Origin of the sequence: Streptomyces sp. NPDC089919 (genome assembly GCF_040684615.1) — a bacterium.
Classification (GTDB): Bacteria; Actinomycetota; Actinomycetes; order Streptomycetales; family Streptomycetaceae; genus Streptomyces.
This window is the reverse complement of sequence record NZ_JBFBGK010000004.1, coordinates 1-22,104: the sequence shown is the minus strand read 5'-3', so window position 1 is coordinate 22,104 and position 22,104 is coordinate 1. Positions and strand designations below refer to the sequence as shown.

At 74.1% G+C, this 22,104-nt stretch carries 21 protein-coding genes; 13 read left to right on the top strand and 8 right to left on the bottom strand.

Going from position 1 to position 22,104, the window contains the following annotated elements:
- Window positions 1-308 precede the first annotated feature (308 nt).
- From AB0O40_RS02875 to AB0O40_RS02865, 3 genes are read left to right on the top strand one after another with little or no spacing between them, the layout of a single operon-like run.
- On the top strand, window positions 309-1,535 hold the full coding sequence (locus AB0O40_RS02875) for a hypothetical protein (RefSeq protein ID WP_365034955.1): 1,227 nt from the start codon (window positions 309-311) through the stop codon (window positions 1,533-1,535).
- 46 nt (window positions 1,536-1,581) lie between these two features.
- Window positions 1,582-3,720, top strand: a complete 2,139-nt coding sequence (locus AB0O40_RS02870) for a tetratricopeptide repeat protein (protein WP_365034953.1) — start codon at window positions 1,582-1,584, stop codon at window positions 3,718-3,720.
- A gap of 7 nt (window positions 3,721-3,727) precedes the next feature.
- Window positions 3,728-4,249, top strand: coding sequence for a flavin reductase family protein (locus AB0O40_RS02865; protein WP_365034951.1), 522 nt, complete (start codon window positions 3,728-3,730; stop codon window positions 4,247-4,249).
- A 213-nt stretch (window positions 4,250-4,462) separates the two neighbouring features.
- Here AB0O40_RS02865 and AB0O40_RS02860 read toward each other — a convergent pair whose 3' ends face one another.
- Window positions 4,463-5,362, bottom strand: a complete 900-nt coding sequence (locus AB0O40_RS02860) for an AfsR/SARP family transcriptional regulator (protein WP_365034950.1) — start codon at window positions 5,360-5,362, stop codon at window positions 4,463-4,465.
- Between the two features lie 147 nt (window positions 5,363-5,509).
- Window positions 5,510-6,634: a magnesium and cobalt transport protein CorA gene (locus tag AB0O40_RS02855; RefSeq protein WP_365034948.1), complete on the bottom strand. Its 1,125-nt coding sequence runs from the start codon at window positions 6,632-6,634 to the stop codon at window positions 5,510-5,512.
- A 493-nt stretch (window positions 6,635-7,127) separates the two neighbouring features.
- Between AB0O40_RS02855 and AB0O40_RS02850 the strand changes: the two genes are divergently transcribed.
- From AB0O40_RS02850 to AB0O40_RS02830, 5 genes are all read left to right on the top strand, one after another.
- A complete protein-coding gene (locus AB0O40_RS02850; RefSeq protein ID WP_365034946.1) occupies window positions 7,128-7,712 on the top strand; it encodes a suppressor of fused domain protein in 585 nt (194 codons plus the stop codon).
- 153 nt (window positions 7,713-7,865) lie between these two features.
- Window positions 7,866-8,504: a DUF6758 family protein gene (locus AB0O40_RS02845; RefSeq protein WP_365034945.1), complete on the top strand. Its 639-nt coding sequence runs from the start codon at window positions 7,866-7,868 to the stop codon at window positions 8,502-8,504.
- 107 nt (window positions 8,505-8,611) lie between these two features.
- The gene (locus tag AB0O40_RS02840) at window positions 8,612-9,478 is read left to right on the top strand and encodes a PHP domain-containing protein (RefSeq protein WP_365034943.1); all 867 of its coding nucleotides are present in this window, start codon (window positions 8,612-8,614) and stop codon (window positions 9,476-9,478) included.
- A 169-nt stretch (window positions 9,479-9,647) separates the two neighbouring features.
- Window positions 9,648-10,253 carry a MarC family protein gene (locus AB0O40_RS02835; protein ID WP_365034941.1) on the top strand — a complete coding sequence of 202 codons (606 nt, stop codon included), beginning with the start codon at window positions 9,648-9,650 and terminating at the stop codon, window positions 10,251-10,253.
- A 112-nt stretch (window positions 10,254-10,365) separates the two neighbouring features.
- On the top strand, window positions 10,366-10,518 hold the full coding sequence (locus tag AB0O40_RS02830) for a hypothetical protein (protein ID WP_365034939.1): 153 nt from the start codon (window positions 10,366-10,368) through the stop codon (window positions 10,516-10,518).
- Between the two features lie 581 nt (window positions 10,519-11,099).
- Here AB0O40_RS02830 and AB0O40_RS02825 read toward each other — a convergent pair.
- Window positions 11,100-11,957 carry an alpha/beta hydrolase gene (locus tag AB0O40_RS02825; protein ID WP_365034938.1) on the bottom strand — a complete coding sequence of 286 codons (858 nt, stop codon included), beginning with the start codon at window positions 11,955-11,957 and terminating at the stop codon, window positions 11,100-11,102.
- Between the two features lie 103 nt (window positions 11,958-12,060).
- The gene (locus AB0O40_RS02820) at window positions 12,061-13,992 is read right to left on the bottom strand and encodes a DEAD/DEAH box helicase (RefSeq protein WP_365034936.1); all 1,932 of its coding nucleotides are present in this window, start codon (window positions 13,990-13,992) and stop codon (window positions 12,061-12,063) included.
- A 340-nt stretch (window positions 13,993-14,332) separates the two neighbouring features.
- Here AB0O40_RS02820 and AB0O40_RS02815 point away from each other — a divergent pair, with 340 nt between their 5' ends.
- Window positions 14,333-15,121 (top strand): ferritin-like fold-containing protein, encoded by a 789-nt coding sequence (locus AB0O40_RS02815; RefSeq protein WP_365034934.1) that lies wholly within the window; start codon window positions 14,333-14,335, stop codon window positions 15,119-15,121.
- Window positions 15,122-15,191: 70 nt separating this feature from the next.
- Here AB0O40_RS02815 and AB0O40_RS02810 read toward each other — a convergent pair whose 3' ends face one another.
- The 4 genes from AB0O40_RS02810 to AB0O40_RS02795 form a co-directional block, all read right to left on the bottom strand.
- A complete protein-coding gene (locus AB0O40_RS02810; RefSeq protein ID WP_365034932.1) occupies window positions 15,192-15,488 on the bottom strand; it encodes a hypothetical protein in 297 nt (98 codons plus the stop codon).
- Window positions 15,489-15,641: 153 nt separating this feature from the next.
- Window positions 15,642-15,869, bottom strand: coding sequence for a DUF3107 domain-containing protein (locus AB0O40_RS02805; RefSeq protein ID WP_365034930.1), 228 nt, complete (start codon window positions 15,867-15,869; stop codon window positions 15,642-15,644).
- 132 nt (window positions 15,870-16,001) lie between these two features.
- Entirely contained in the window at window positions 16,002-16,643 is a 642-nt protein-coding gene (locus AB0O40_RS02800; RefSeq protein WP_365034928.1) for a TetR/AcrR family transcriptional regulator, read from the bottom strand.
- A 210-nt stretch (window positions 16,644-16,853) separates the two neighbouring features.
- Window positions 16,854-17,066, bottom strand: a complete 213-nt coding sequence (locus AB0O40_RS02795) for a hypothetical protein (protein WP_365034926.1) — start codon at window positions 17,064-17,066, stop codon at window positions 16,854-16,856.
- Window positions 17,067-17,204: 138 nt separating this feature from the next.
- Between AB0O40_RS02795 and AB0O40_RS02790 the strand changes: the two genes are divergently transcribed.
- From AB0O40_RS02790 to AB0O40_RS02775, 4 genes are all read left to right on the top strand, one after another.
- The gene (locus tag AB0O40_RS02790) at window positions 17,205-18,173 is read left to right on the top strand and encodes an alpha/beta hydrolase (protein WP_365034925.1); all 969 of its coding nucleotides are present in this window, start codon (window positions 17,205-17,207) and stop codon (window positions 18,171-18,173) included.
- Window positions 18,174-18,181: 8 nt separating this feature from the next.
- Window positions 18,182-19,873 (top strand): DUF3152 domain-containing protein, encoded by a 1,692-nt coding sequence (locus AB0O40_RS02785; protein ID WP_365034923.1) that lies wholly within the window; start codon window positions 18,182-18,184, stop codon window positions 19,871-19,873.
- Between the two features lie 79 nt (window positions 19,874-19,952).
- Window positions 19,953-20,048 carry an Ms4533A family Cys-rich leader peptide gene (locus AB0O40_RS02780; protein WP_365034922.1) on the top strand — a complete coding sequence of 32 codons (96 nt, stop codon included), beginning with the start codon at window positions 19,953-19,955 and terminating at the stop codon, window positions 20,046-20,048.
- Between the two features lie 193 nt (window positions 20,049-20,241).
- Window positions 20,242-21,969 (top strand): ABC transporter substrate-binding protein, encoded by a 1,728-nt coding sequence (locus AB0O40_RS02775; protein WP_365034920.1) that lies wholly within the window; start codon window positions 20,242-20,244, stop codon window positions 21,967-21,969.
- Window positions 21,970-22,104 lie beyond the last annotated feature (135 nt).

Here is a 22,104-nt window from a genome sequence, read left to right as displayed (position 1 = left end):
TGCTGCGTCCTCCGCAAGTGAAGGAGGTTTGGCGGGAGTTTGGAGGTCCTATGGCGGCCCTTTGCAGCATGGGGGACGTCCCAGCCGCCAGTCACCCGAGGGAGGTGCTTCCCATGAAGAAGATCCAGATCCGTAAGGCCGGCCCGGTCCGCCTGACGTCTTCTGCCTGTCACGTCTACCCGAACCCCAGCTGAACCGGGGCCAGGTGACGACGCCCCGGTCACCGGGGCCCGGGCGCCGGCGTGTCCCCGCGACACGCCGGCGCCTGCACAGCCGAGGACGACGGGCCGGACGAGAGGGAGGACCCCATGGCCGACGAGGGCCCGCGGGCGCCGGCCGACACCCCGCTGGCGCTGCACCCGCTGGTCTACCTCGACGAGGGCGAGGAGGTCACCATCGGCCGGCCGGACACCGACTCCTACGCGATCTTCCCGCCGGACGGGGCGCAGCTGGTCCGCCGGCTCCAGGACGGCGCCACCCCCGCCGAGGCGGCCGACTGGTACGAGGCGGAGTACGGCGAGCGGGCCGACGTCGGGGACGTCGTCGAGGCCCTGCACGAGCTGGGCTTCGTCCGCACCGGCGACGAGGCGGCGGGCGCCGGGCCGGCCCCGGTGCGCTGGCAGCGGCTGGGCCGGGCGCTCTTCTCGCCCGCCGCCTGGGCCTGCTACGCGGCCCTGACCGGCTGGGCGGCGTGGCGCACCGTCCGCTCGCCGGACCTCGTGCCCAGCCCCCATGACCTGCTCTTCAGCGACTACTACGCGGTGGTCAACCTGGTCCTGCTGGTGGTCGCGGTGCCGCTGATCGCGATCCACGAGTGCTACCACGCGCTGGCCGGCCGCCGCCTGGGACTGCGCTCGCGCACCCGGCTCTCGTACCGCTTCTACTTCCTGGTCGTGGAGACCCAGCTCGACGGGCTGGTCTCGGTGCCGCGCCGCAAGCGCTACCTGCCGATCCTCGCCGGGATGCTCGCCGACGTGGTCCTGCTCAGCGTGATGGTCACCGTCGCCGACGCGGCCCGGGGGCCGGGCGGGGACTTCACGCTCACCGGCCGGGTCTGCCTGGGCCTGGCCTTCGCCACCCTGATGCGGCTGCTGTGGCAGTTCTTCCTCTACCTGCGCACCGACGTCTACGTGCTGATCACCACCTGGCTCGGCTGCGTCGACCTGCACACCACCGCCGTCCAGCTGCTGCGCAACCGGCTCCTGCGGCTGCTGCGCCGCCCGGAGCGGACGGCGGACGAGAGCGCCTGGCACCCCGTCGACCGCCGGGTCGGGCGCTGGTACTCCTGGCTGATCCTGGGCGGCTACACCGTCAGCCTGAGCACCTTCCTGCTGGGCATCGGCCCGGTCTTCCTCCAGATGATCACCGGGTCGCTGGACCGCTTCGGCGCCGGCGCCCACACCGACGGCGTGCGCCTCCTGGACGCCGCCGTCTTCCTGCTGCTGACCCTCGCCCAGGTCGGCCTCACCGCCGTGATCTACGCACGCGAACGCATCCGCAACCGCCGTGCCCGGCCGGCCCACGTCATCGCCTGACCGGCCCCTCACGGGACCCGACGGCCCACCTGTGAAAGGCAGGCCCATGAGCAGCCACTACTGGATCTCCGCCGCCGCCCGCCGGGAGCACGAGCGGCTGCGGGCCGGCCTCGGCCTGCCGCCGGTGCTCGCGACCGTGGACGCGCACCGCAGGCTGCGCGGCCCCTACACCGCCGCCGGCACCATCCTGCGGCTCCTCGCCCCCGAGGCGCTGCGCCGCCGCCCCGAGCTGGCCGCCCGGCACTACATCGAACTCCAGGAGAGCACCCCCGAACTGGCCCCGCTGGTACCGCCGATCCGCCGCCGGCTCGAACAGCAGAAGACCGCCGCCCCCGGCGAGGTCAGCCGCTACCCGGCCCGGCTGCACTCGCTGCGGGTGGCGCACGGCCTGGTCGACTTCCTGCTCGCCGCCCTCGCCGACGCGGACCGGGGCCCGCGCGCCCTGGTGGTGCAGCACGTCGAGCACGCCGACGTCACCGACCGGGAGTTCCTGGCCGCGGCCGTCCGCCGGATCCCGCCCGAACTGCTCACCCTCGTGCTGTCCACCGGCACCGAGGCCCCGGCCGACCCGCCCGGCGCGCCCTCCGTCTCGCTGCCCGAGGCCCTGCTCGCGCACACCACCCGGATCACCGGCCCGGCCCGCCCCGCCCCCGACGACGCCCCGGGCGCCCCGGGCGGCCCCGCGGACGCCCGCCGGTACGTGGCCGGCGACTGCACCGACGAGGAGGACCCCGCCGCCCGGGCCGCCTACGAGGCGCTGGCCCCGGCCGACCGGGCCCCGCTGCACGACGCCCGGGCCGCCGAACTCGCCGCCCGCGCCGAGGCCGGCGAGACCTCCTGGCGGCTGGGCGCCCTGCCCTTCCACCTGATGCGCGGCAGCGACCCCGACGGCGCCGGCCTCGACGCCCTGCGCTGGGCCATGGACCGCTGCAAGTACCTCGGCTTCTACCACGCCGCCGCCGAACTGGGGCACGAAGGACGCCGGGGCGCCGACCCGGCCCTGCGCCCCGACCTGTGGTGGCTCTTCACCCGCGAGACCGGGGTGTGCCTGGCCGCCTCCGGCCGCCCCGACGAGTCCGCCGTCCTCCAGGAGGAGGCCCGCACAGCCACCACCGACCCGGCCCACCACATGAAGCTCGCCTACGAGACGGGCATGCTGTACGCCCGCCACTACCCGGAGGAGCGCCGCGACGAGCGCCGGGCCCGGGCCTGGGTCAACCAGTCCATCGCCATCGCCGGGCTGCTCCCCGACCCGAAGGAGCGCGCCTTCTACTCGGTCTTCAACCGCAACGGCCTGGCCCTGGTCGAGGTCCGGGCCGGCCGGCCCGACGAGGCGCTGCGCCTGCTCGACGAGGGCATCGCCCGGCTCGACCGCGAACTGGGCCTGGGCGAGCGGACCTGGCACCGGGTGGGCCTGCGCTACAACCGCGCCCAGGTCAACGGCATGAGCGGGCGCTTCGAGGACGCGCTCGCCGACTACGCCGAGATCATCGCCTCGGACGACGACTTCGCCGACCACTACTTCAACCGGGGCAACATCCTGCGCCGGCTGGGCCGCCCCGCGGAGGCCGCCGCCGACTACCAGCGGGCCCTGACCCTGGAACCGCCCTTCCCGGAGGCGTACTACAACCGCGGCGACGCCCGGCTCGAACTGGGCGACACCGACGGCGCGCTGGCCGACTTCAGCCGCACCCTGGAGCTGGAGCCCGCCCACCTGGAGGCGCTGCTGGCCCGGGCCGGGCTGCTCGCCGACCAGGGCGACTCGAAGGCCGCCCTGGCGGACGTGGACACCGGCCTGCGGCACGCCCCCGGCCACGCCCACCTGCTGTGCCTGCGCGGCCGGCTGCTCGCCGAGGAGGGCCGCCGCCCGGAGGCCCGTACCGCCCTCGACGCGGCGCTGGCCGCCGCGCCCGAGCTGGCCGAGGCCTGGGCGGTCCGCGGCGAACTGGGCTTCGAGGAGGGCGCACTGCCGGCCGCGGCGGCCGACTTCGACCGGGCCGTGGCACTGGCGCCGGAGCGGGCGGAGTTCCGCTTCAACCGGGCCGTGGTCCGCGAGGCCCTGGGCGACTGGGGCACGGCCGCCGCCGAGTTCGAGGAGCTGCTGGCCACCACCGGCGACCCCGAGGCGCGCGAGCACCGGGACTCCTGCCTGCGGGCGGCCGGCCGCTCCGGCGCGGCCCGGTAGCCGGCCGATGGAACTGCGGCAGCGGGCCGGGGCCGGGGCCAAGGCCTCCTTCACCGAGGCGATGGCGCACCTGGCGGCCGGGGTGGCGGTGGTCTCGGTCCGCCGCGCCGACGGCCGCCCGGCCGGGCTGCTGGTCTCCTCGGTGAGCTCGTACAGCGTCGAGCCGCCGTCGGTGCTGCTGGCGCTCGCCCGGTCCTCGCGCACCCGCCGCGAGCTCGACCGGCCCGGCACCCCCTTCGGGGTGCACCTGCTGGGGGCCGCGGACGCGGCCCTGGCGCAGGTCTTCGCGGGCCGGGGCGAGGACAAGTTCGCCGATGTGCTCTGGGAGTGGGACGGTCCGGTGCCCCGGCTGGCCGGGGTGCCGGTCTACCTGACCTGCCGCACGGCGGCCCGCTTCCCGCACGGGGACCACGTGATCGTGGTGGGCGAGGTCACCGGCTGTGCGCTGGCCGGGGGCGAGCCGCTGGTCTACTACCGGCGCCGGCTGGATTGGCGGCTGCGACCGGGCCGGGGTCCGGCGGGGGAGTGAGGCGGCGGGGGTAAGCGGGGGCGGGCGGTCGTGGTGCGTGGGTCCCCGCGGCGCTTGACGGGGGCGGCCCGCAGGCCTCCCCCAGCGGCAGGCCCACCCCTGGGACTTCGCGGCTTCGCCGTCGCCTGCGGCGATCCCAGGCCCGGGCCTGCCTCCGGTCCAGCCTGCCACCCCCGTCAAGCGCCGCTCCCCACGCACCACGGCCACCCGCGTTCAGCCAGCCAGCGGCTGGAGGCGGGCGGTGGGGCAGCAGCGTTCGTGGCCGGCCTGCGGGGGCCGCTGACCGGCCAGCAGGGCGCGCTGCGCTGCCTGGAGCCCCGGGCCGGGCTCGATCCCGGTCTCGGCGACGACGGTCCGCCGGGCCCGGCCGAAGGCCTCCAGGGCCTCGGCCCGCCGCCCGGTCAGGGACAGGGCCAGCATCAGCTGTTCGTGGAAGGCCTCGCGCAGCGGGTGCCGGGCGCACAGCTCCTCCAGTTCGCCCACCACCTCCCGGGCGCGGCCGGCGCAGATGTCCGCGCCGATCCGGTCGTGCAGCACCGCCAGCCGCTCCTCGGCCAGCCGCACCGCGTAGTACGGGGGCAGGCAGGCCTGGACGAGGTCGCCGAGCGGCTGCCCCCGCCACATCCCGAGGGCCGAGCGGAAGACGGCCGCTGCCTTGGCGCAGTCCCCCCGCAGCAGCAGGCTCCGGCCGAACTCGGCCCGGGCCCGGAAGAGGTCGAGGTCCAGCTCGCCGGGGCCCACCGCGAGCAGGTAGCCGGCGCCGGCGGTGCGCAGTACCGGGTGCCGCCGGGCGTCACCGCCGCCGCGGCTGTGCCCGGGGTCGAGGACCCGGCGCAGCCGGGAGACGTACATCTGGAGGGCCGACACGGCCGACTGCGGCGCCCGGCCGTCCCACAGCTCCTCGATGAGGGAGGAGACCGACGCGGGCCGGTTGGCGTGCAGCAGGAGCAGTGCCAGCAGCGCCCGCGGCTTGAGCGCGGTCGGCGTGCACGGCAGCCCCTCCCTGCGCAGCTCCAGCGGGCCCAGCAGCAGGTACTTCGGGGCGAACCCGGGCTCCGGCGTCCCGGGCGGGAACCACGGGGCCCGTAACGGTCTGGACAGCTCCTCGGACAAGTGACCCGCCACCTTCGCGCTCCGGCGCCGGTGGGCGCCCGCCAACTGGGCCGGCGCGCCGGGGGTTCTCCGGTCGACGCCACCCCATAGGTTCGAGGCTGCCCGACGGCCTGTCAGGGGGGCGAACCAGCCAAAGGAGACGGGGCGTCAGAGCCAGCCGTTGCGGTGCAGGGCGCGGTGGATGGTGAAGCAGATGCCGACGATCGAGACCATCACCATCGGGTAGCCGTACCGCCAGTGCAGCTCCGGCATGTGCTCGAAGTTCATCCCGTACACGCCGCAGATCATCGTCGGGACGGCGATGATGGCCGCCCAGGCGGTGATCTTGCGCATGTCCTCGTTCTGCGCGACCGTCGCCTGCGCCAGGTTCGCCTGGAGGATGGAGTTCAGCAGCTCGTCGAAGCCGATCACCTGCTCGTGCACCCGCTCCAGGTGGTCGGCCACGTCCCGGAAGTACTTCTGGATGTCCGGGTCGACCAGCCGCATCGGCCGCTCGCTCAGCAGCTGCATCGGCCGCAGCAGCGGGGAGACGGCCCGCTTGAACTCCAGCACCTCGCGCTTGAGCTGGTAGATCCGGCCGGCGTCGGCGCCGCGCGGACCGCCCTTGGCGGGAGCGGCGAAGACCTCGCTCTCCACCTCGTCGATGTCGTCCTGCACGGCCGCGGCCACCGCGATGTACCCGTCGACCACGTGGTCGGCGAGCGAGTGCAGCACCGCCGAGGGGCCCTTGGCGAGGAGTTCGGCGTCCTCCTGGAGCCGGTGGCGCAGCGCCCGCAGCGAGCCCTGGCCGCCGTGCCGGACGGTGATGACGAAGTCCCGGCCGGTGAAGCACATCACCTCACCGGTCTCGACGACCTCGCTGGTCGCGGTGAGCTCGGCGTGCTCGACGTAGTGGATCGTCTTGAAGACGGTGAAGAGGGTGTCGTCGTACCGCTCCAGCTTGGGCCGCTGGTGGGCGTGGACGGCGTCCTCCACGGCCAGCGGGTGCAGCCCGAACTCCGCCGCGATGCCGGAGAACTCCTGCTCGGTCGGCTCGTGCAGGCCGATCCAGGCGAACCCGCCCGCCTCGCGGACCTGGCGCATCGCCTCCCGCGGGGTCAGGCAGCCGCCCTGGATCCGGGTGCCGTCGCGGTACACGGCGCAGTCCACCACGGCGCTGCTCGCCGACGGGTCGCGGGTGGGGTCGTAGTTGCTGTACACCGGGCTGCTCTTGCGCAGTCCCGGGCGCAGCGCGGGGCGCACCACCGCGCGCAGGTCACGGATCATCGACATGGCAGGCTCCTTCGCGCGGCAGACGGTGCCGCTGACGGGAGACCTCCGCGGGGCGCATGCGGAACGCCGGGCGGGGGCGGGCGGTCGGGATGGTGTTCCGTCGCTCTTCCGTCGCGCGTGCCCCGTACGGGTCCGGTCGCCGGGGCGGGCCGGGTGGCGGGTGCGGAGCGGGCCGCCCGGGTGTGCCCGGGCCCGCCGTGAAGCGGGCCGATGCCGGTGTGTGTCCCTGATGTCCGGCGGGAGAACGGCTGATCAGATCTGAAGATCAGCCGGGAGGCAGACCACTGCGGAAGAGCGATTGGTACTGCACGATCGACTTCGGTCGTCCACCGCCGCCCCACCTCCTCCGGCCGGTCCCCCGTGGGGGACGTCCACTTGGCGGGGGCTGGAAAGTCACCTCAGGCGACTGCCCCGACCAGCGGTCAACAGTATCAGCCGACTGTCCCTCAGATGCGCGCCTTTACCCTCCCAATAGGCGTTCTATGCTCACCGCATGGCAGAAGTTCTGGCTCTTGTGGAAGCCCGGCTGCGCACGGCGCTCGGCGAACCCGACGCGCGCGCCTCGATCACCTTCGTCGGCACGGACCGGATCGAGGTGCTCCGCTTCACCGAGGGGGACCTGGTCCGCTACGCGACCCTCGGCATGTCCGCCCACCCGATGGCCGACCCCACCGAGGTGGTCGCCGACCCGCTCCGGGGCCCCCGCGCCGAGCTGGTGCTCTCGGTCCGCGCCGGGCTCGCGGACACCGACAAGCTGCTCCGGCCGCTGGCCGTGCTCGGCGCCTCGCCGCAGGTCGAGGGACTGGTGGTGAGCCCCGGCGCCTCCCTGGACACCGGCGAACCGCTCTGGCCCGGGGCGCCCTTCAGCTCCGTGCTGGTGGCCGAGCCCGGCGGGCTGGTCGAGGACCTGGAACTGGACGCCCCCCGCGACCCGGTCCGCTTCCTCCCGCTGCTCCCCATGACGCACAACGAGGCCGCCTGGAAGCGGGTGCACGGCGCGGCGGCCCTCCAGGAGCGCTGGCTGGCCGGCGGCACGGACCTGCGCGACCCCCTGCGCACCTCGGTGGCGCTCGACTAGCAGCCGACCCCTCGCGACCCGGGCGTCGTTGGGCCGTCCTGCTGGACTAGGCCGCCGGAATGTGACTGATACCCGCCACCGCGGGTACGCATCGCATCCGGACGGGTGATCGTCCCTTGACGGGGCGGCGGCCGGGGAGGAGCGTGGATCCCTATGAGGGGCGAACCGAGTTGCCCGAAGTGCGGTGGCCGGGTCAGGGCGCCCGGACTCTTCGCCGACTCCTGGCAGTGCACGCTGCACGGCACCGTCCACCCCCTGCAACCCGTGATCCCGCCCAGCGTCGAAGGGCTCGGCGTGGTCGTGAACCGCGCCCAGGTGCCGGTCTGGATGCCCTGGCCGCTGCCGCTGGGCTGGCTGTTCACCGGCATCGCCACCGCCGGGGACGACCGCAGCGGCGGCCGGGCCACCGCGGTGGCCTGCTCGGGTCCGGGCCCGCTGGGCGGCATGGGCGAGCTGCTGCTGATCGCGGAGGAGCTGGGCGTCGGCCTCGGCGCGCGGTACGCCGGCATCGACGGCCCCGACCCCGGCCCCTACATCAACGTCTCGGCCACCCCGCACGCCAAGGTGGTGGCCGCCGGCCGCCCCACCCCGCTGTGGCACGTCCCGGGCACCCCCGACGACCGCGCCGTCTTCGCCGGCGAGGCCCGCGGCCTGTGGCTGTGGGCGGTGGTCTGGCCCGAGCAGTCCGGCCTCCTCCTCTACGACGAACTGGTCCTGACCGACCTGCGGGACGCGGGCGCCGAGGTGGAACTCCTGCCGTGCGGGGCCTTGAGCCCGCGGATCCTGGAGTAGCCGGGGCGCTTCCGGCGCCTTGAGCGGCCGGGGCGCCTGTCCGGAAGGGCCCGAAGGCCCGGTTATCCTGGGGTGTCCCCCGTTCGTCCTGCCCCTGGAGCCGTGCCGTGCGCATCGACCTGCACGCCCACTCCACCGCTTCCGACGGCACGGACACCCCCGCCGAGCTGGTGCGGGCCGCCGCCGCGGCCGGGCTCGACGTGGTGGCGCTGACCGACCACGACACCGTCGCCGGCTACGCCGAGGCGATCGCGGCCACCCCCGCGGGACTCACCCTCGTCACCGGCGCGGAACTCTCCTGCCGGGTGGGCGGGGTACCGATGCACCTGCTGGCGTACCTCTTCGACCCCCAGGAGCCCGAGCTGTCCCGGGAGCGGGAGCTGGTCCGCGACGACCGGGTGCCGCGCGCCCGGACGATGGTCGCCAAGCTCCAGGCCCTCGGCGTCCCGGTGACCTGGGAGCAGGTGGCCCGGATCGCCGGTGACGGCTCGGTCGGCCGGCCGCACGTCGCCAGCGCACTGGTCGAGCTGGGCGTGGTGGCGACCGTCTCGGACGCCTTCACGCCCGAGTGGCTGGCCGACGGCGGCCGCGCGTACGCCCCCAAGCACGAGCTGGACCCCTTCGAGGCGGTCCGGCTGGTCAAGGCCGCGGGCGGGGTCACCGTCTTCGCGCACCCGCTGGCCGTCAAGCGCGGCGCGGTCGTGCCGGAGCGCGTGATAGCCGAGCTGGCGGCCGCGGGCCTGGACGGCATCGAGGTCGACCACATGGACCACGACGCCCCGACCCGGGACCGGCTGCGGGGGATCGCCGCCGACCTCGGGCTGCTGGCCACCGGCTCCAGCGACTACCACGGCAGCCGCAAGACCTGCCGGCTCGGCGAGTACACCACCGACCCCGAGATCTACGGCGAGATCACCCGCCGTGCGACGGGGGCCTTCCCGGTGCCGGGCGCGGGCGGACCCGCGGACCGCTGATCCCCGCCGGCCCCGTCCGCCCCGTCGCGGACCGGGACGCCGGCACCTTCCTTCCTCTTCCCGGCCCCCGTGGCCGGACCGGGCGGGCCGCGGAGCCCTGTGCCGCCGAGCCGGCATGCCGCGCGCCCCCACTTCCGTCGGTAAGACCACTCCCTGCAAGGCCATCACTGTGTTCGACTTCGCTGTCTTCGGATCCCTCTTTCTCACGCTTTTTGTGATTATGGACCCCCCGGGGATCACCCCGATCTTCCTCGCCCTGACCTCGGGCCGGGCCACCAAGGTCCAGCGCCGGATGGCCTTCCAGGCCGTCTGCGTCGCCTTCGGCGTCATCGCCGTCTTCGGCATCTGCGGCCAGCAGATCCTCGACTACCTGCACGTCTCGGTGCCCGCGCTGATGATCGCGGGCGGCCTGCTGCTGCTCCTGATCGCCCTGGACCTGCTGACCGGCAAGACCGACGAGCCCAAGCAGACCAAGGACGTCAACGTCGCGCTGGTGCCGCTGGGCATGCCGCTGCTGGCCGGTCCCGGTGCGATCGTCTCGGTGATCCTGGCCGTCCAGCGGGCCGACGGCTTCGGCCAGCAGCTCTCGGTCTGGTCGGCCATCCTCGCCATGCACATCGTGCTCTGGCTGACCATGCGCTACTCGCTGGTCATCATCCGGATCATCAAGGACGGCGGCGTCGTGCTGGTGACCCGGCTGGCGGGCATGATGCTCTCCGCGATCGCCGTGCAGCAGATCATCAACGGCGTCCTCCAGGTCGTTCACACCGCCTGACTCCCGCTTGAATCTTTAGCGAGTGAAAAAATTTCCTTAGCGTAGGGAATGTTTGCCTCTTACACTTCGTTATGACCTGTGCAAGCAGCGAAACCGACGAAGGGAGAAGCCCATGCGCTTCGAGATTCTGCGCCTGGACGACGTGGACGGCACCCCCGTGGACCGGACCGTCGTCGACGCGGCCTCCGTCAACCGGATCGTGCAGCAGGCCGCCGCAATCGGCCAGCGCATCTGGATCCGACCGGCCGAGAGCACGGCTTCGTAAGACGCCCGCCGTGCACCACACGTGACAGCGCCCCCACACCACACAGGTGAGGGGGCGCTTCGCGTGTGCGAGGGGGTGGCAAAGCCGGCCCCGCCGACCCCCCTCTCAGCCCCGCCGGCGTTTGAGGCGCGGGGTTCGGGGCGGAGCCCCGCTGTCCCCCCTCCCAGCCTCGCCGGCGTTTGAGGCGACCGTCGCGGCAGCGGCGGTGCGGGGTTCGGGGCGGAGCCGGGCTGTCCCCCCTTCCAGCCCCGCCGGCGTTTGAGACGCGGGGGGTCCGGGGGCGGCGCCCACCGGTTTCGGGAAGGGGCGGGGTGGGGGTGGCTCCGCGCAGCGGCAAGCGGCGGGGCCGTCCGTGGTGTGTGGGGCCCCGCGCCCCTTGACGGGGGGTGGCCTGCAGGCCCTGCGGCAGGCCCAACCCGGGGACAAGCGGCTTCGCCGTGACCTGCGGTCATCCCCGGCCCGGGCCTGCCTCCGGACCAGCCTGCCACACCCCGTCAAGGGGCTGCCCCACACACCACGGACGGCCTGGGGAGGCGTACAGCGGGACGGGCGCGGCGGACCCATCGGGCCGGGCTGACCTGTTAGTGCCGCTCCCAGAAGGCCGCCAGCGCAGCCGCCGTCGTCAGGGGGTCCTCCGCGTTGGGGGAGTGCTCGGTGCCCGGGACGACCACGCGGCGGGCGCCCAGCCGCTCGGCCATCTCGTCCATCAGCGGTACCGGCCACGCGTAGTCCACGGCGCCGGACAGCACCAGCTTCGGCAGCCCCGGGGTGCCGGCGGCCAGTTCGGCGATCCGGTCGGGCTCCGAGATCAGCTGCCGGCCGGTGGCGATCAGCTGCTGCGGGCGGTTGGCCAGCCAGCGGCGGTGCAGGAACTCCTCGAGCTCGGGGGAGTCCTCGCGGGCGTCCTCGGGGTCCTGGGCGCGCATCGCCCGCCAGATCGCCTCCATGTCGTCGCCCATCAGCTCCAGGCCCGCCACCAGCAGCTTCGTCCGCTCCTGCTGGGCCTCGGTGATCGCGGCGGGACCGCTGCTCATGAGGGTGAGGCTGCGCAGCGCGGCCGGGTCCCGCAGGGCCGCGGCCCGGCAGATCAGGCCGCCCAGGGAGTGCCCGACCAGGTGCACCGGGGTGCCCAGTGCCGCGGCCTGGGCCAGTACGTCGAGGGCCAGCTCGTGCTGGGCGTACGCGGCCTCGTCGGCGGGCCCGTCGCTCTCGTACTGCCCGCGCCCGTCCACGGCGACCACCCGGTAGCCGGCCACCGCGAGCGGTTCCAGCAGCCCGATGAAGTCCTCCTTGCTGCCGGTGAAGCCGGGCACGAGCAGGGCGGTGCCCCGGACGGCCCCGGTGGGGACGGCGTCGTGGACGGCGAACTCGCCGCGGGCGGTGGCGAGGGTCCGGGCGGTGGCGTACGGCGGCAGGGACAGCCGGGGAGGCTTGCTCATGCCCCTACGTTACTGGCCGGTCGGTTGCGTCCCGGCGGCCGGGGGAACGCCGAAGGCCCGGCTCCCCCGAGGGGGAACCGGGCCTTCGGACCGGGCTTTCGGACTACTCCGCGGCGTCCGCGACCTTGCGGGTCCGGGTACGGCGCGGCTTGGCCGGCGCCTCCTCGGCCGCGGGGGCCTCGGCGGCGACCGCGGCCTTGCGGGTGCGGCGCGGCTTGGCGGCCGGCTCGTCCGTGGCCTGGGCCGGGACGACCGGGGCCTCGGCGGCCTTGCGGGTGCGGGTCCGGCGGGGCTTGGCGGGGGCTTCCTCGGCCGGGGCCTCGGCGGCGGGCGCCTCGGTCACGGTCGGCTCGGCCACCGCGGCCTTGCGGGTGCGGGTCCGGCGAGGCTTGGCCGGCGCCTCCTCGGCCGGGGCCCCGGCGACGGGGGCGGCCTCGACGACCGGGGCCTCGGCCACCGCGGTCGCGGCGGCGGCCGCGACGGCCGTGGTCGCACCGCGGGTGCGGCGACGGCGCGGACGGCGCGGCTCGGCCGACTCCTCGGCCGGGGCCTCGGCGACCGGGGTCACCGCTGCGGCGCCCTCGGCCACCTCCGCACCACCGCGGGTGCGGCGGCGCTGACGCGGCGTGCGGGTGCGGGCCGGGCGCTCCTCGGCGGCCGGGGCCGCGGCGGACCGGCGGCCGCGGCCGCCCGGCTCGCCCAGGTCCTCGATCTCCTCGGCCTTCAGGCCCGCGCGGGTGCGCTCGGCACGGGGCAGGATGCCCTTGGTGCCGGCCGGGATGTTCAGCTGCTCGAACAGGTGCGGGGACGTGGAGTACGTCTCCTCCGGCTCGTGGAAGTCCAGCTCCAGCGCCTTGTTGATGAGCTGCCAGCGCGGGATGTCGTCCCAGTCGACCAGGGTGACGGCGGTGCCCTTGTTGCCCGCGCGGCCGGTGCGGCCGACGCGGTGCAGGAAGGTCTTCTCGTCTTCCGGCGTCTGGTAGTTGATGACGTGGGTCACGCCCTCGACGTCGATGCCGCGGGCGGCGACGTCGGTGCAGACCAGGACGTCGACCTTGCCGTTGCGGAAGGCCCGCAGGGCCTGCTCGCGGGCGCCCTGGCCCAGGTCGCCGTGGACGGCGCCGGAGGCGAAGCCGCGGCGCTCCAGCTGCTCGGCGATGTCGGCGGCGGTGCGCTTGGTGCGGCAGAAGATCATCGCCAGTCCGCGGCCCTCGGCCTGCAGGATCCGGGAGACGAGCTCCGGCTTGTCCATGTTGTGCGCACGGAAGACGTGCTGGGTGATGTTCGCGACCGTCGCGCCCTCGTCGTCCGGCGAGGTGGCGCGGATGTGCGTGGGCTGCGACATGTAGCGGCGGGCCAGGCCGATGACCGCGCCCGGCATGGTCGCCGAGAACAGCATGGTCTGGCGCTTCGCCGGAAGCAGGTTGATGATCTTCTCGACGTCCGGCAGGAAGCCCAGGTCGAGCATCTCGTCGGCCTCGTCGAGGACCAGGGCCTTGACCTTGGACAGGTCGAGCTTCTTCTGGCCGGCCAGGTCCAGCAGGCGGCCCGGGGTGCCGACGATCACGTCGACGCCCTTCTTGAGCGCCTCGACCTGCGGCTCGTACGCGCGGCCGCCGTATATGGCCAGCACGCGGACGTTGCGGACCTTTCCGGCGGTCTGCAGGTCGTTGGTGACCTGGGTGCACAGCTCGCGGGTCGGGACCACGATCAGCGCCTGCGGGGCGTCGGTCAGCTGCTCGGGCTTGGCCCGGCCGGCCTCGACGTCCGCGGGGACGATGACGCGCTCCAGCAGCGGCAGGCCGAAACCGAGGGTCTTGCCCGTACCGGTCTTGGCCTGGCCGATGACGTCCGTGCCCGAGAGGGCGACGGGGAGGGTCATCTCCTGGATGGGGAAGGGGGACACGATGCCGACGGCTTCAAGCGCTTCGGCGGTCTCGGGGTAGATCCCGAGGTCTCGGAACGTAGTCAGGGTGCTGCCTCTTCTGTGAGACGCGGCACGAGGCGGCGAGGGGGGTCGTACCGTGCCTGGCATGTCGCCCCCGGCTGCTGCCGGGAGCACCCGGGCCGCAGCTCGAAAAGAGCCGCCTGGCCGGGATGGCGCGGGACCACTGCCTTCGCTCAAGCGCTCATACCGCTGAGGGGGCCCCTCTCGGACGGCGGCACGCAAGGACGTGCACGCCCCGTTGAGGGCGGTCGGTTGGAGCCGATCGGGCCACCGACCGGGCATCCTCATTCGGATGGCCCGCCGAACTACTCGGCAGGCGCATTACCACTGTACCCCGGAATCGCGCAGGTGTGTCGGGCGAATTCACCAGGGCGGCGTGTCCGGGGTGACTGACCAGGCACTTCCCCCCGCCCCCGGGCGGGCTATTGTGCGCTGCATGGAGACCGCTGAAAACGCCGAGCACGCCGCCAACGCCGAGCCGGCGGGGAACGCCGCCGGAGAGACCGCGCCCGTCGGCATCGCCGCCCAGGACTGGGCCACCGCCGCCGCCTCCCCGCAGTACCGCGCCGCGGTGGTCGACCTGCTGGGCGCGCTGGCCTACGGCGAGCTCGCGGCCTTCGAGCGGCTGGCCGAGGACGCGAAGCTCGCGCCCACCCTGGCGGACAAGGCCGAGCTCGCGAAGATGGCCTCCGCGGAGTTCCACCACTTCGAGCGGCTGCGCGACCGGCTCTCGGCGGTCGACGCCGAGCCCACCGCCGCCATGGAGCCCTTCGCCAAGGCCCTGGACGACTTCCACCGCCAGACCGCTCCCTCCGACTGGCTCGAGGGCCTGGTCAAGGCGTACGTCGGCGACTCCATCGCCAGCGACTTCTACCGCGAGGTGGCCACCCACCTGGACTCCGACACCCGCTCCCTGGTGCTCGGCGTGCTGGACGACACCGGCCACGGCAACTTCGCCGTGGAGAAGGTCCGCGCCGCGATCGAGGCCGACCCGCGGGTCGGCGGCCGGCTCGCGCTGTGGGCCCGCCGCCTGATGGGCGAGGCCCTGTCGCAGGCCCAGCGGGTGGTCGCCGAGCGCGACGCCCTCTCCACCATGCTGGTCGGCGGGGTGGACGGGATGGCCGCGGGCTTCGACCTGGCCGCCGTCGGCGAGATGTTCACCCGCATCACCAAGGCCCACACCAAGCGCATGGCCGCCCTCGGCCTGGCCGCCTGACCCGACGCCGGAGGAGCCCGCACCCCGGCGGGCTCACCGCCGCCGCCACCGCACCAGCCGGGCGGCGCGCTCAGCCGCCCGAGGGGACGGAAAAGGGGGCCCGCCCGGCCCCCGCACCCGGCCGACCCGGGCGCAGCAGCAGTGACAGCCCCGCCGCGCCCACCAGGGCCGCGCCCAGGAACGTCGCCGTCAGGGTCCGGTGCCCGGGCCCGAGGGAGTAGTGCACCAGCGCGGCGCCGAACAGCGCGCCGAGCGCGCCGGTGGCCAGGACCACGCGGACCGGGGGCAGCCGGCCGGGCAGTCTCCGGACCGCCGCCCAGGACAGGGCGAGACCCAGGACAGCCGAGCCGAACGCTTCCACGAGCATGAGGTCCCTCCCGCACAGCCAGGGGCAAATCGGGTCGAGGCGGTCCTACCCGGAGTGGGCGGAACGCAACCCTCAGCAACCCCCGTGGACACGGAAACGGCCCGGTGGGAGCAACCACCGGGCCGTTTCTCTCAGTTGTGTGTTACGCCGGGACTACGCGGCGCCGAACCCGACCTTGCGGATGCTCGGCTCGCCGATGTCCACGTACGACAGCCGGTCGGTCGGCACCAGGACCTTGCGGCCCTTCACGTCCGTCAGGCTGAGCAGCTGCGCCTTGCCGGTGAGGGCGTCCGAGACGAGGCTCTCCAGCTCCTCGGCGCTGAGTCCGCTCTCCAGCACGATCTCCCGGGGTGCGTGCTGCACGCCGATCTTGACCTCCACGGCTTCGTCCCTCCGACGGTCTGCCACGCGCGGTCTGCCGCGCCCTACCCGGACACATTAGCCCGGAGAGGGGACGGGAACGGCCCGCGGCGGACACGCTGCGAGCGAACAGGCCGCCCGCCGCCGCCGGGGTCAGTGCTGCTCGGAGCCGTGCAGCGGGAAGCCGGCGATGCCGCGCCAGGCCAGCGAGGTCAGCAGGCCGACCGCCTTGTCCCGGTCCACCGGGCTCTCGCTGGACAGCCAGTAGCGGGCCACCACCTGCGAGACCCCGCCCAGGCCCACGGCCAGCAGCATCGACTCGTCCTTCGCCAGCCCGGTGTCCTCGGCGATCACGTCGGAGATCGCCTCGGCGCACTGCAGCGAGACCCGGTCCACGCGCTCGCGCACCGCCGGTTCGTTGGTCAGGTCCGACTCGAAGACGAGCCGGAAGGCGCCGCCCTCGTCCTCCACGTACGCGAAGTACGCGTCCATGGTGGCGGCCACCCGGAGCTTGTTGTCGTTGGTCGACTCCAGGGCCGTGCGGACGGCCACCAGCAGCGCCTCGCAGTGCTGGTCCAGCAGCGCCAGGTAGAGGTCGAGCTTGCCCGGGAAGTGCTGGTACAGCACCGGCTTGCTGACCCCGGCGCGCTCGGCGATGTCGTCCATCGCCGCCGCGTGGTACCCCTGCGCGACGAACACTTCCTGGGCCGCGCCCAGGAGCTGGTTGCGCCGGGCCCGGCGCGGCAGGCGAGTACCCCGCGGGCGCGCCGCCTCGGTCTGCTCGATGGCTGTCACGCCGCCTCCCACTTTCTTCTGTGTCACGTGCACTGTGCGCCGCCACGTGCGCTGTGCGCCGCGCCCGCCATCGTACTTTTCGGTAACCGAATGTGGGGGGTCCGGACGGAGTTTTCTCGGTCTACGGACACCCGCACGCACGGTGCGGACCTGTACGAATGCCCCGGACTGGCGGGCCGCCCGCCGCCCGGGCCCTGCTCCCGGGCCCGGTCAGCGGTAGTCGTCCTCGTCCAGCGCGACCACCCGGGCCTGCTCGGCGGCGTCCCCGTCGGCCGCCTCGCCGCGCTCGAGTCCGGTCAGCGGCTGGTCCTCGCGCGGGGTCAGCTCGGCCTGCTGCTCCGCCGCGTCGGCCTCGGGGGCCTCGGCGTCCAGCGCCGGGGAACTGTCCTGGAAGGTGTCCGGCTCCGTCGGGTCGGCAGTCATGGGGCTCCCCTCTTTTCCTTCTCTTCCCCTGTTCTTACGAGCCTAGGAGAGTCGGGGTGGGGCCGCTATACGGATCCGGCCCCGCCTGTGAGCGCGAACACACGGGTCCCCGCGTGATCGTCTCGTAACATTGGCCGCATGTCGTCGACCGAGCTGCCGGGTATCCGCGCCACTTCCGCGGTGTCCTCCCAGGTGGGCACCGTGCGCGTGGCCGAGGGCGAGCAGCTGCGCAGCGTCTCGCTGCCCGGGCTGACCCTGACCGTGCGGTCCCGGCCGCCGGCCCGCACCGGCCTGCCGCCCGCGCTGTTCGTGCACGGGCTCGGCGGGTCCTCCCTGAACTGGTCCTCCCTCATGGCCGAGCTGGCCGAGGAGGTGGACGGCGAGGCCGTCGACCTGCCGGGCTTCGGGGCCTCCCCGCCGCCCGAGGACGGCAACTACTCCGTCACCGCGCTGGCCCGGGCCGTCATCCGGCACCTGGACGCGAGCGGCCGGGGCCCGGTGCACCTGTTCGGCAACTCCCTGGGCGGCGCGGTCACCACCCGGGTCGCCGCGGCGCGGCCGGACCTGGTCCGCACCCTGACGCTGGTCTCGCCCGCCCTGCCGGAACTGCGCGTGCAGTCCTCGGCCGTGCCGACGGCACTGCTCGCCCTTCCGGGGGTGGCCGCGCTGTTCGCCCGGTTGACGAAGGGCCTCAGCGCGGAGCAGCGGGTCCGTGGCATCCTCGGCCTCTGTTACGGAGACCCGTCGCGGGTCACCCCCGAGGGGCTGCGCGACGCGGTCGAGGAGATGGAGCGGCGGCTGCTGCTGCCCTACTTCTGGGACGCCATGACAAGGAGCTCGCGCGGGATCGTGGACGCGTACACGCTGGGCGGGCAGCATGGGCTGTGGCGCCAGGCCGAGCGGGTGCTCGCGCCGACGCTGCTGGTGTACGGCGGGCGGGACCAGCTGGTCTCGTACCGGATGGCGCGCCGGGCCGCCGCCGCCTTCCGCGGTTCGCGGCTGCTGAGCCTGCCGGAGGCGGGGCACGTGGCGATGATGGAGTACCCGGAGGTGGTCGCGGCGGCCTTCCGCGACCTGGTCCGCGCCGCCGAACAGGGTGGGAGCTGAGGGGTCCGGTGGGACGACATAGCCGCAAGGGGCCGGCCGAGAGCGCCGGCACGGTGTCCGAGGACGCCGGTTTCCCGGACGACGCCTTCCTCGGGGCCGGTTTCCCGGCCGACGACTTCCCCGCCGCCTTCCCCGCACCCGCGGGCGCCGGTGACCCGGCCGGGCGGCCGGGTCCGGTCGATCCGACGGTCACTCATGAGGGTTACACCGCACCGGCGCACGTCCGGGGCGGCCACCCGGAGGCCCGGGAGCCGGGCGGCGCCTGGGGCGAGGGCGCCGGCTCCGTCTACGGCGACTGGCGCGGCACCCGCCGCCCCGCCGCGACGGCCCCCGCCCGCCCCGCCGACCCCTTCCCGCCCTTCGAGGAGCCGGACCCCTTCACCCCGCGTCCGCACGACACGGGGTCCTTCCCGCGTCCGCACGACACCGGCTCCTTCCCGCGCGCACAGGACACCGGCTCCTTCCGGGCGGTCCGGGACACGGGTTCCTTCCCGCAGGTCCACGACACGGGTTCCTTCGAGGCGGTCCACGACACCGGCTCGTTCCGCGCGGTGCACGACACCGGCGCCTTCCCGCGGGTCCACGACATCGGCTCCTTCGAAGCGGTCCGGGACACCGGCTCCTTCGAGGCCGTCCGGGAGACCGGGTCCTTCCCGCGCGTGCAGGACACCGGCGCCTTCCCGCGGGTGCACGACACCGGGTCCTTCGAGGCCTTCCGCGACACCGGGAGCTTCGAGGCGGTGCGCGGGACCGGGGCGTTCCCGGCGGTGCAGGACCCCGGGGCGCCCGGCGCCGACCCGGCCGCGGACCCCTCGGCCGTGCCGCGGCCGCGGCGCGAGGAGGACGGCAGCACCACCGGCACGCACCGGCGCCCCGGCACCGAGCGCCGGGGCCGCGGCAAGCTCTACACCGGACTGGCCGCCGCCGCGGTGACGGCCGTCCTGGCCGTGGTCGTGACCGGGCAGGTCGCCGGGCACGAGAGCGACCGCGCCAAGACCAGCGCCGCCGGCGACAACGAACAGCGCGGCGGGACCGCCTCGGCCGCCTCGCGCTCCGACGAGCGGCGCACCCCCTCCGCCCCGGCCGTCGCCCCCGAACTCTCGTACGACCAGAAGATGGCGGCCCGGTACCCCATCGACCCCAAGCTCAAGGGCTCCGGCGAGTTCGACACCGTGCCCGGTGTCGCCGCCGCTCCCGGCCAGGGCCGCAAGGTCCGCTACCGCGTCGACGTCGAGAAGGGCCTCGGCCTCGACGGCGCGCTCTTCGCCGAAGCCGTCCAGCGCACCCTCAACGACCGCCGCAGCTGGTCGCACGGCGGCGAGATGACCTTCGAGCGGGTGCCCTCCGGCGAGGCGGACTTCGTGATCACCCTCGCCAGCCCCGGCACCACCGGCGCCTGGTGCGCCAAGTCCGGCCTGGACACCACCGTCGACAACGTCTCCTGCGACTCGGCCTCCACCGACCGCGTGATGATCAACGCCTTCCGGTGGGCCCAGGGCTCCGTCACCTACGGCGCGGACAAGATGTACGCCTACCGCCAGATGCTCATCAACCACGAGGTCGGGCACCGCCTCGGCCACGGCCACGTGAGCTGCAGCACCCCCGGCGCGCTCGCGCCGATCATGCAGCAGCAAACGAAGTCCCTGGACATCGACGGGATCAAGTGCCGGCCCAACCCGTGGGTGTACCCCGGCAGTTGACGACCGGCTCGAGCGCGCCCCGGCCGGGGCGCGATGATCCGCGTTGACATCGCACAGGCGATCGGTAATTGTTCTCGGCATGTCGCACCACCACGCCGCCTCCGCGAGCGCCGCCATCGAGCTGGCGCTCCTCGGCGTGACCGCGCACAGCGTGGCCGACATTCTCTGTCGCTGACCGCAGCCTGAGCGCGCGTCGACGGCCCCTCCCGCACCTCTGCGGGAAGCGTTCCCCCGTCTCCATTCCGCCGCGCCCGGGCGTTCCCGCCCGCAGGTGCGGCACCTCCCGTCCCCGGCCCCGGCCGCCGGACACCGCTGCCCCTCGCGTGGCCTTCGCCGTTTCCCGAAACACGCCGAGAGGTCCCCTTCCGATGTACCCCAAGTCCCAGATATCCCGTGCCGTGGCCGCGGCCGCCGTCAGCATCGTCCTGGCGGGCGGCGCGGTCGCCTGCGGACCCGACGGCGGTACGGCGAAGAGCGGTGCGAAGGCCGGCGCCGCGGGCGCGCCGCAGAAGGGCGGCACCCTGACCGTCCTCAACTCCGAGCCGCAGAACGACTTCGACCCCGCCCGGCTCTACACCTCCGGCGGCGGCAACGTCCCGTCCCTGGTCTTCCGCACGCTGACCACCCGCAACCGCGAGAACGGCGCCGCCGGCACCGAGGTCGTCCCCGACCTGGCGACCGACACCGGCCGCCCCAACGCGGACGCCACCGAGTGGACGTACACCCTCAAGGACGGCCTGAAGTACGAGGACGGCACCCCGATCACCACCGCCGACATCAAGTACGGCATCGAGCGGTCCTTCGCCGCCGAGCTGTCGGGCGGCGCGCCCTACCTGCGCGACTGGCTGGTCGGCGGCGAGAAGTACCAGGGCCCGTACAAGGACAAGAACGGGCTGGCCTCCATCGTCACCCCGGACGCCAAGACGATCGTCTTCAAGCTGCGCAAGCCCGAGGGCGAGTTCCCCTTCGTCGCCACCCAGACGCAGTTCGCCCCCGTGCCCAAGGCCAAGGACACCGGCGCGAAGTACGAGGAGCACCCGGTCTCCTCGGGCCCGTACAAGGTCGTCAAGAACGAGAACGACGGCGAGCGGCTGGTCCTGGAGCGCAACCCGAACTGGTCCGAGGCCACCGACGCCGAGCGCAAGGCCTACCCCGACAGCATCGACGTCCGCTCCGGTCTCGACGCGGCCGTCATCAACCAGCGGCTCTCCACCAGCTCCGGCGCCGACGCCGCGGCCGTCACCACCGACACCAACCTCGGCCCGGCCGAACTCGCCCAGATCGGCGGCAACGCGGAGCTGGCCGCCCGGGTCGGCACCGGCCACTTCGGCTACACCAACTACCTGGCCTTCAACCCGAAGGTGAAGCCCTTCGACAACCCGAAGGTGCGCCAGGCGATCTCCTACGCGATCAACCGCACCAGCGTGGTCAACGCGGCCGGCGGCTCCGCCCTCGCCGAGGCCGCCACCACCTTCCTGCCGAACCAGGCCGCCTTCGGCTACACGCCGTACGACCACTTCCCGGCCGGCAAGACGGGCGACGCGGCCAAGGCCAAGGAGCTGCTGAAGCAGGCCGGCTTCCCGAACGGCCTGACCGTCACGCTCACCCACTCCACCGCCCAGAACCGCCAGACCAGCCCCGAGGTCGCCACCGCCGTCCAGCAGGCGCTGGCCGCCGCCGGCATCACGGTCAAGCTGGCGGGCCTGGAGAACAACGCCTTCAACGAGCTCCGCTGGGACGCCAAGAAGGCCCCCGGCTTCTTCATCTCCCGCTGGGGCGCCGACTGGCCCTCCGGCGGTCCCTTCCTGGCCCCGATCTTCGACGGCCGGCAGATCGTCACCAACGGCTCCAACTACAACCACGCGCAGCTGAACGACCCGGCGGTCAACAAGGAGGTCGACGAGATCAACAAGCTCACCGACCTGGCCGCCGCCGCCAAGCGCTGGGGCGCCCTGGACAAGAAGATCGGCGAGCAGGCGCTGGACGTCCCGCTCTTCCACCCGGTCTACAAGCGCCTGGTCGGCAAGAGCGTCAAGAACGTCGTCATCAGCGACTGGACCGGCGTCCTCGACATCTCGCAGGTGTCGGTGAAGTGACCGCCGTACCGTCCGTCCGCCCGGCCCCGGCCGGGCCCGGGGGGGGGGGGGGCCCCCCCCCCCCCCGCCGGCGCCCCGCCGCGCCCCCCCGCAGACAGCGGGGACACCAAGCGCACTCCGCACGAAATAACTATA